The organism is Nostoc sp. FACHB-280, from assembly GCF_014697615.1.
Classification (GTDB): domain Bacteria; phylum Cyanobacteriota; class Cyanobacteriia; order Cyanobacteriales; family Nostocaceae; genus Nostoc_B.
Genome location: NZ_JACJSD010000057.1, coordinates 32,017 through 41,127, shown reverse-complemented (window position 1 = coordinate 41,127; position 9,111 = coordinate 32,017). Strand labels below are relative to the sequence as shown.

Sequence of the window (9,111 nt, the reverse complement as noted above, 5' to 3'; positions counted from 1 at the left end):
CTGCCTACACTGTGGACTAGCAGTTACTTTGTCAGCACCGCAGGTAATGTTAGCAGTGCAGTTATTAAGCGATATATTGAAGACCCGCACCACGCCAAAAACTAAAAAGACAACGGCGAATAAATTCCCTCCCGTCGCTTGCCTCTCAGGGCTAAAGCCTCTGAGCTTCCCGCTTCCTGCGTTATTTTTGTGAAAAAGAAATTAGCCCCAAAGAAGCAACAGAAGAACTACAGGAATACTTAAGCACACTGGCTGCACAGTTTCAAACGATAAGTCAAATTGAATTTTGGGAGAACAATTCATGAAAATAGTAGTTCAAGTAGTAGAAAAAGTTTATCAGGAAGCTCACTTAGATATACCCGATGGACTGACAGAAGCAGCCATCAGACAAATCATTACAGACCGATATAATTCCGGCGAAATAACTCCAGATTTAAATATCTTTCAGGTTAAATTTGAATCCATCAGTGCAACGATTGTCCAACAACCGCAGGAGGTAACATGACAGTCACACCATTATTAACACCCCAAAAGGCTGTTATTGAACCTGTCACCCGTCACCCTCTCAACTTCTACGAGTCTCCTTCGTGGTTCACCACCGAACTCCTGCGTCATGTCCCGTTGTCTGGTGTGATTGGTGAACCTTGTGTTGGACATCGTGCGATCGCATCATTACTCCAGGCATGGCCTTACACCAAACAAATGTGGACGAACGATATTGATCCACATAAAGCAGCTGATTACCATTTGGATGCAACGTTATCCGAGTCTTGGGCTAAGTTTCCAGAGTGTGACTGGATCTGCACAAATCCACCTTATGCGGAGTTTGCTGCACCTATTATCAAAAATGCCTACCATAAAGCCCGTGTGGGCGTTGCGGCGTTCTTGTTGACCAGCTTTCTCGAACCCTGCGATGACCGGGCGGATTTTATGATGCAATATCCGCCTTCACTGGTGTTAACTCTGCCCCGCTTCTGCTTTCGCAAGGATAAACGGGGTACTCGTTGGGCTACAGATAACATCACCATCTCGTGTTTTGTGTGGGACAAACGTGTAACCACGCAGCGCATTATCGTGCGTCCCAAATCTCAAATTGTTGGGTTTTACAAGAATCCCGAACAGGCTATTTCACAAGAACGGGCAGAAGAAATTGTACGGGCGATGTCCAAGGACAAGCCGCTTTGCGTCTACGCCATAGGGGAATTATGAAACAGATGACGCTATTTGATGAACCCACAACAGTTTTACCAGTCAATTACTATCCAGAGTTTCTCACTCTCGCGGAAGCTGACGAACTATATCAATATTGCCAACAACTGCAATGGCAACAGAATCAGATAAAAATGCTGGGCAAAACGATGCCTGTTCCGCGACTGGAATGTATTTACGGTGACGAGGGCTGTGATTATCTCTACTCCAAGAGCGTTTTACTCAAACCCCAGCCTTGGACAGAACCACTGGCACAACTGCGAGATAAAATCACCGCCGCTACTGGTTACAGCTTCCGTATCGTCATTGGCAATCAGTACAGAAGCAGCCAAGACAGTATCGGCTGGCATAACGATAGCGAGACTTCGATGGGGCTAAATCCGGCGATCGCTTCCATAAGTTTAGGTTCGGTTCGCAAATTCCAAATTAAGGCCATCGGAGGTAAGCCTACTGATTTCTGGCTGGAGCATGGGAGTTTGCTGGTGATGCTTCCTGGTTGTCAGACTACTCATCTGCATCAGGTTCCGAAGACCAACAAGCTTGTAACTACACGGATTAATCTGACTTTCCGACCGCACGTTGGGGGGAAATCCTAACTAATTGCTAATTAAAAGAGGAAAATTACCAGCAAATTAAGACTTTAATTTTCTCTTGGAGTGTCATCTGCTGTTTGGTAAATAGAACGCAATTCATCAATTGAAGTCGCTGTTTTTATACCTTCTTTAATTTTTCGTAATTGTTCAATGTCATAAATTTGGGAAACTTCATCCATTACAAAGAGTGAAGAAGCACCGAATTTAAGTTCTAAACCTAACTCAATCCCTTCTAACAGTCCCAAGCGAATACCACTGCGTTCAAATGATGTTACATACTGCATACGCTGTTGTGCCTCCAATTGTTCTACTTCCTGTTGAAACTCTAGTTCTAAATCTAATGGTAGCGTCAGCATCCAATCAATAAAAGCCAACAGGTTTACAACAGCCTCACGTTCAAATCCCTGCTCATACAGCCGACGAACTAAAGCCAGTTTTGATTGTTTCCTTTGCGATCTATTACTGCGGGTCTGTACTGCCACCAAGTGAGCCATTACCACTGTAGCAAAGGGGTTACGACTAGCTTCTAGCTCCGACAACCTTTGTTGATAGTCTAACAACTTTATGATAGGAAACTGAAAATTAACCGTACAGCCAAACAAATCGTACCCAAACTGCGATGGCCGCCAGTTGATGTTGTCATCCCCAAGCACTGCCAAGGAAGCAACAGAGCGATCATAACGGTCAAAAATTCGATAGTTGTAGACAAACATCCGTTTAGGAAAAACAGTTTCCTCTTGACTTTGAACTTCGACATGGATTAATAACCATTCTTCTTCACCCCCAATGCGATAGATTTTCACCAATTTATCAATCAGTCGCTTTCCTAATTCCGCATCACGAACTACTTGCTGGAGTTCCTGATCTAGAAAAATAAAACCACGACTCCAATCAATCTCATTATGTGCTTGAGGAAAAAAGAACAACATAAAATCTTGAAAATACAGTTGTAGCATCTGTTTCCAAGGCGAATCATATTCCGTTTGAGGTGTTTTATTAGTCATAAAAAAACTATTCGATTTGAAATTAATCAGGTGCAATTATGTCAATAAATATAGAATGGACGGACTTAACAGATAATATCATTTGCACGTTCTTTTTGAGTGACTTAGATGTATCCAAAATTATGAAAATTCAAGGAGGAATTTATGGGATTTCGTAATGGTAAACCCTCCAAACAGTTTACAGCCATTCCTAACAATTTAATTCGGGATGACAATCTCACTGATTCAACATTTAGATTAATTTGTTGGGTAGCTTCTCACGACGAAAACTTTGATATTAGCTTTACGGTAATCGAAAAACATTTGGGCTACAAACGAGACAAAATCCGTAACGCTATCAAAAATGCTGAACAAAATGACTATTTAGTAAGAGTCCAAGAGCATAACCCGAACAATGGCAAGTTTGACTGGCAATATTACATTTTTACCAGCAAAGACGACACAAAGTTATTTCGAGACAATCACTCATCCATAGGTAGGTTGCCCATAGGTGGATCACCCGTCGATGGCTCATCCGTCGGTGGTTCATCCATAGGTGGGTTGTCCAACGATGGCTCACCCACAGGTGGCTTACCCAACGGTGGGCTATCCAACGTTGGAGCATCCACCCCTCATATAGAAAAACAATTAGAAGAAAATCAATTAGAAGAAAAACACCCTAAAAAAGCGCCCCCTTCCCTCGGCGCACCCCCCACCCAAGAATGTGTGTGTGAAGAAACTGACTCTTACTTACAACCAAACCAGGAAAAAGAACCAATTCCTGAATCTCTCGCTTCGTTGTCAAATCAATCCGAGACTTCGCATCACACAGACAATCCCTCATTTCGACCAACTACTGCGGCGGGGTCATTCGAGAAAGGCGAACAACCGAACAATAAACCCAGCAAACCAAAATTTCAGTCCATCGAGGATTTGCTCAATCACATTCTGCTTGACCCCAGCATCATGGCATCTGAGCCATTACCCGCAGTTTACAAAAACGAAATCAAACTGCGCTGTTGGCGTTTCCCCTGGCGCACAAATACCAGAGACAAAATTTACCAAACCTGCGATCGCCGTTTAGTGGAGTTAATCGCCAAGGAGAGAGCCGGGTGGGACAAGGTTGATTGGCAGCAAAAAATCCCCACTGTGATCAAATCCATCAGCAATTTGGAGATGAGTAAAGCTGGTTTAGAAGAACTGCTGGGCTATTGGTCAAAAGTTATGGAGTCAGACCCGAAAACGTCTGAAGAATCAACAGCCAACAGCCAACCCATCGGCTACTACTCGAATCGTTCTCTTGATTGGCATAAGGCCACCTTCAGCGAATTTCTAGACCGTATGGATGAAGTTGGACTTGAGAGTGCGACCACACAGTTCAGCACTCGCTATGACCAGCAAGACAAGGGTGCGACTGACAAATGGCTGGAGTGGTTAAAACTAACACATCCTTCCATGTATGTATATCTACATCCAAGTGCAGCATGAGTTGAGGTCGGAGGTCGGAAGTCGGAAGTATTTTCTCCAAATTCGGCTTTCTTCTTGACTTTCCCTGCTTCTGTTCTTCACTCTTAACTTCCGACCTCCGACTTCCGAATTCTGACTTCTTTTTGAGGATTTATGACACACGAACTAAACTTCACATCACAGCAAGACCGCTTACCCCCACAAAGCATTGAGGCTGAAGAAGCAATTCTCGGTGGCATTATGCTTGACCCTGCTGCTATGAGCCGAATCAGCGATCGCTTGGTTGCAGATGCTTTCTACGTCAATGCTCATAAAGACATCTATCAAGCCGCACAACGACTTTATAGCCAAGGGCTACCAACGGATTTGCTTTGCATCACCAACTGGTTGTCTGACAATGGTTTATTGTTCCGCATCGGTGGACGCAATAAACTGGCCACACTGGTAGATCGCACTGTCACAGCCGTTAACATCGATGCTTTGGCTGATTTGGTCATGGAGAAATACCAAAGACGGCAGTTGATCAAAGCCGGCACTGAAATTGTTCAACTGGGCTATGCTACCGAAGCCGAATTCACCAATGTCCTGGACGAGGCTGAACAAAAAGTCTATGGCATTGCTTCAGAGCATTCTGCCTCTGACTTAGTTCACATTTCTCATGCCTTAGCCAACACTTTTACCGAAATTGAGGCGCGTCATGCGGGTACAGTTGCTCCGGCACTGTCCACCGGATTTTATGATCTGGATAATTTGCTCGGAGGTGGTTTGAAGAAAGGGCGGTTGTATGTCCTAGCGGCTCGTCCCTCTGTTGGTAAATCTGCATTGGCTGGCAATCTCGCTCTCAATGTTGCCAAAACTGGAAAGTTGCCTATTTGCGTTTTCAGCTTGGAAATGTCAATTGAAGAGTACACACAGCGATTTTTGAGCAGCGAATCTGGCATTGAAAACAATTTTCTCGAAAGAGGCGCTATTTCTGAGGGTCAATGGCAACCTTTGAGTGGGGCGATCTCTCAACTGAGTGAACAACAGATTTTCATCAACGACGAATCTTGCCCTTCTCTCAATGAAATCCGTAGTCAAGTCCGCCGAATTTCATCCCATTACGGTGGCGTTGGGCTTGTGATTGTGGACTACTTACAACTAATGGCTGAAGCTGCTGATTCCAAGGCAAATATGACTGAGCGTGTTGCCGAAATCAGCCGGGGATTGAAGAAACTTGCTAAAGATTTGGATGTTCCAGTTCTGGCTCTATCCCAGTTAAGCCGTGAAGTTGAACACCGCAATGACAAACGCCCCATACTCAGCGATTTGCGTTCCAGTGGTGCAGTGGAGCAAGACAGTGATTTTGTGATCATGCTCTACCGCGAAGAATTGTACAACGAAGATACCCCAGATCGGGGCATTGCTGAGTTAATCATTCGCAAACAACGTAATGGCCCTACTGGCACAGTCAAGCTTTTGTTTGACCATCAGTTTATCTCTTTCAAGAATTTGTCTCGTGGTCGGGGGTTTTAATAAATATGAGTACCATCTACCAAGAACTCCTCAACCAGTGGGCTTCCCTTGCACCTGACGAATGCCAAATTACAGACCGTGACTACAAGTTCAAGGTCAAAATCCTGCCCATAGTCGAAAAGCGCAATTCAACCAATGCTTCGCGTGTCGTCAGTTCTGAAAATATTGAGTGGCGTTTGTCCACCCATGAAGGACAAGCTTTAGAACAACTTAACTTCATTCTGTTAACCATCATCAATCACTGCGCTGCTCGACAATCCAGCATTGGGTTTACTTTTACTGAACTTGGGATTACTGCGGTCATTTGCAATGGTCTGAAGTCTCAACCGCAGCTTCATCCGGCTATTGCGGCGTTAGACGCATACATTCAGTTATTGGAGTTTTAGGAGGTTAGGTATGGCTCAAGCAGTTCTTACTGGCTCTCATCCATCCTTTAACTCCAGTACATTAAAGGAATCATCGTTAGAAGCGATACCCGAAAAATTCTTAGAGAAAGGGCTGCAAGCTACATCAAACGCATCAGTCGGATACCTTTATCCGTACCTTGAAACCAAAAAGCTACAAGACGGCTCAACAGCATCATACCCCCGTGTGATCGGTGAGCGAGATCCAGAGAACCCTAAGCATTGGCGTTGGGGTTTTAACTGGAAAGACAAAGTTAATGGTATATGGAAATGTCGAAGTATCGGTTCTATCCCCTACAATGCTGTCCCTCTCATCCGAGAGATGCAACGCTCCAGGTCAACCAGAGAAAATATTATTGCTTTTATCAAACGAGCCAAAGCCAAAAAACCACTTTCTACCAAACCTGTACTACCAATCAATGCACCGATCGCTGTTGTATTATTCGCAGGTGGCGGCGGTGTAGAAGCCGGGATGGTACAAGCTGGCATTCGTCCGGTCATTGCGGTAGAACATGACCCGACTAAACCGCAACTAAGTCAGGCGATCGCCCACACCCATCACCGCAACTTCCACGAGTATGGTTGCAAAGTCATCCAGCAAACAGTACAGGAGTTAGCACGGGCTGGTTTCATCGGATTTCCAGGCAACCCCGACTACCTCCATGCTTCCCCGGTGTGTGCCAACTTTTCTCAAGCTCACACAGCCAAAGCTGGTACTGCGATAGAAACGGATGATGACCTGACCGCAGCGCAAGCCGTAGCTGAAGCTATTCGGCAGTTGCGGCCACGGGTGTTCACGCTCGAAAATGTTCCACGTTATCAAAGCAGTCAAAGTTTCGCCATTATCCTGGATGCTTTGGAATCCCTTAGTTATCACGTCAATTACCGCGTGGTAAACATGGCAGACTTCGGCTTGCCCCAGGCGCGACGGCGGTTAGTTCTGATTGCTTGCCGGGATTTGACTCTCTCTCTACCACCAACATCTGGCCCTATCGGTTGGTATGGGGCGATTGCTCATCTCATCCGCATGATGCTCGATTCTCAATTACTTACTCGACAACAGCAAGCGGTAGAACGATTTTTGGCTAACAACGAACCAGCACCACTACTGATTGAACGGGTTGGTGGGCGGAATGGACTCAAGTATAAGCCTGGGCATTTACCTGCCAATACTATCGTGAGATCGCATTTCACTGATCACAAGGGGTGCAATAGGAATAAATTCGCTGATATCTGGTTGCCGGATGGTAGGGTCAAATCTTTGTCTATTGAAGGGACGGCAGTTTTGCAAGGGTTTCCCAAATGGTACGAATTCCCCAAGGAGACAGCAACGGCTGGGTCAATTATCGGGTATTCGGTTCCGCCAAAGTTCGCCGCGCAGTTATTTGCTCACGTTCAAAAGCAGTTATTAGGAGTAATTCTATGACTAACTTGATCAACTCGCTCGAAACTTGCTGGTACATTACACCTGGAAGTAGCTGATAAGCCTGTATTTGCTTTGGGCGATAAAGTGCTTTAATCACTTAATAAAGTAATTTGGAGCAAGTTGCTGCTAATCAGGAAGCAGACCAGTTGGCACGGCAAGAATTAACACAGAGGCTACTTCCTAAGACAGTTGAGCATCCTTAATGTGGCTGCTGCTCCATAATTACGCCGTGTCCCAGAATTCGGAAAGAAGGCGTTTCCAGTTTCATTGACGGGAGTTGCCACACCGCAGTAAGCAGACATTTCTACGATTTGTTTGTGCGCCCAATGATTGGATATATCACTAAACGCTATTGCTGGCTTGTTGTTTGCTATGCTAGAACCTGCTCCTGCTTCATCGGCATACTGCACAGCTTTACGCAATACCGCCATCAACTCAGCGCGAGTTACTGTTTGGCTAGGACGAAAAGTGCCATCAGAATAGCCGAGTACAATCGAGTTAAATTTTGCCCACTCAATCATTGCCGCACTCCAACGAGTTACCTCTACATCCCGATAAGGCTTGCTCGTCACTTTCGATAAGTTTCCGGCTGCTGGTGGTGGGTCATGTGGCACAGTTAAAGGGCTTACAGGTAACTTACTGAGCGCATTTATTACCATTGACACCATTTGTTCCCTTGTTAGTTCTAACGTGGGACGAAAAGTATTGTTAGAACTGAAGCCAGCAATCAGTCCTGTTTCAACAGCCTGTTGAATCTCTTTAGCATAAACATCAGTCTCAACATCAGTAAAGCTTGGAGCTTGGGCCAGCACTGCTTTGGTTGTCAAAGCGCATAATAGTATAATCGCACTTACCTGTTTTAAAGCTTTGGCTGTTAGTGAACCCAAAAATAAGTTAAAAGTTGGTTTGAGCAAAGGTTTTATCATAAATTAAATGCTTCCCTTTTTTGACGTTGCTCTCTTTGCTCATGTTTCTTAAAGTTATTAGTTATACTTGAAATTCTGCTATTGATGCGTGGGTAGGGTCAAGAGTTACGACTATCTACTCCTGACTGGAAGAATGTGAAGGTCATTCTAGATTTGGTGATTGCTAAATCTATTGACGTTTTAAGAAAACTCTGTTCCCTGTTCTACGCTGTCTTTAGTTTTTTCTAACTGCTCGTCATTAGAAAACAATCTCTGCCAAATCTCCCTGAGTTTTCCCACTGCCTCATCCCCTCAAAAGTCCTGCTACTGGAACACTGTGGATTTTTTTACCGAATGTGCGCTTTTACGGACTGTAGCATGAAATCTATTTTGTGGGGGTTTATATTACTCAACTTGCAATCTGTATGTTCTGCGGCGATGAGTCTGGTGTGGTGATGGAGATCGCGCATTATAGACTGAGCTTCAACTTGGTGACGTTGAAATAATCCCACCAACTGGTTGCTCAAAACAGCTAGAATCCTTAATTGACAATGCTTCCCAATCCCACGCACCCTTCACCTCTGATCCCTCATCCACTCCAGCCCAGTC

Annotated in this window: 10 protein-coding genes; 8 read left to right on the top strand and 2 right to left on the bottom strand. The window is 44.8% G+C overall.

Going from position 1 to position 9,111, the window contains the following annotated elements; translation table 11 throughout:
- From H6G75_RS28450 to H6G75_RS28435, 4 genes are all read left to right on the top strand, one after another.
- Nucleotides 1–105: transposase (locus H6G75_RS28450; protein WP_190983250.1), on the top strand; the 105-nt coding region annotated here is incomplete at its 5' end.
- 196 nt (nt 106–301) lie between these two features.
- Nucleotides 302–505, top strand: a complete 204-nt coding sequence (locus H6G75_RS28445) for a hypothetical protein (protein ID WP_190983249.1) — start codon at nt 302–304, stop codon at nt 503–505.
- Nucleotides 502–1,209: a hypothetical protein gene (locus H6G75_RS28440; protein WP_190983248.1), complete on the top strand. Its 708-nt coding sequence runs from the start codon at nt 502–504 to the stop codon at nt 1,207–1,209. Before H6G75_RS28445 ends, H6G75_RS28440 begins: the two co-directional genes overlap by 4 nt.
- A gap of 5 nt (nt 1,210–1,214) precedes the next feature.
- Nucleotides 1,215–1,805 carry an alpha-ketoglutarate-dependent dioxygenase AlkB gene (locus tag H6G75_RS28435; RefSeq protein WP_242051672.1) on the top strand — a complete coding sequence of 197 codons (591 nt, stop codon included), beginning with the start codon at nt 1,215–1,217 and terminating at the stop codon, nt 1,803–1,805.
- Between the two features lie 44 nt (nt 1,806–1,849).
- Here the strand turns inward: H6G75_RS28435 and H6G75_RS28430 are convergent, their stop codons facing one another.
- A complete protein-coding gene (locus H6G75_RS28430) occupies nt 1,850–2,806 on the bottom strand; it encodes a cytosolic protein (RefSeq protein ID WP_190983246.1) in 957 nt (318 codons plus the stop codon).
- A gap of 144 nt (nt 2,807–2,950) precedes the next feature.
- Between H6G75_RS28430 and H6G75_RS28425 the strand changes: the two genes are divergently transcribed.
- The 4 genes from H6G75_RS28425 (at nt 2,951) to H6G75_RS28410 (ending at nt 7,597) form a co-directional block, all read left to right on the top strand.
- The gene (locus tag H6G75_RS28425; RefSeq protein ID WP_190983245.1) at nt 2,951–4,273 is read left to right on the top strand and encodes a helix-turn-helix domain-containing protein; all 1,323 of its coding nucleotides are present in this window, start codon (nt 2,951–2,953) and stop codon (nt 4,271–4,273) included.
- A 132-nt stretch (nt 4,274–4,405) separates the two neighbouring features.
- Complete coding sequence (dnaB, locus tag H6G75_RS28420; RefSeq protein ID WP_190983244.1) at nt 4,406–5,767, top strand: replicative DNA helicase; 1,362 nt, start codon at nt 4,406–4,408, stop codon at nt 5,765–5,767.
- Between the two features lie 5 nt (nt 5,768–5,772).
- Nucleotides 5,773–6,153, top strand: coding sequence for a hypothetical protein (locus H6G75_RS28415; RefSeq protein ID WP_190983243.1), 381 nt, complete (start codon nt 5,773–5,775; stop codon nt 6,151–6,153).
- Between the two features lie 10 nt (nt 6,154–6,163).
- Nucleotides 6,164–7,597 (top strand): DNA cytosine methyltransferase, encoded by a 1,434-nt coding sequence (locus tag H6G75_RS28410; protein WP_190983242.1) that lies wholly within the window; start codon nt 6,164–6,166, stop codon nt 7,595–7,597.
- 173 nt (nt 7,598–7,770) lie between these two features.
- On the opposite strand, the gene H6G75_RS28405 is transcribed toward H6G75_RS28410, so the two are convergent.
- Nucleotides 7,771–8,523, bottom strand: a complete 753-nt coding sequence (locus H6G75_RS28405) for an S-layer homology domain-containing protein (protein WP_190983241.1) — start codon at nt 8,521–8,523, stop codon at nt 7,771–7,773.
- Nucleotides 8,524–9,111 lie beyond the last annotated feature (588 nt).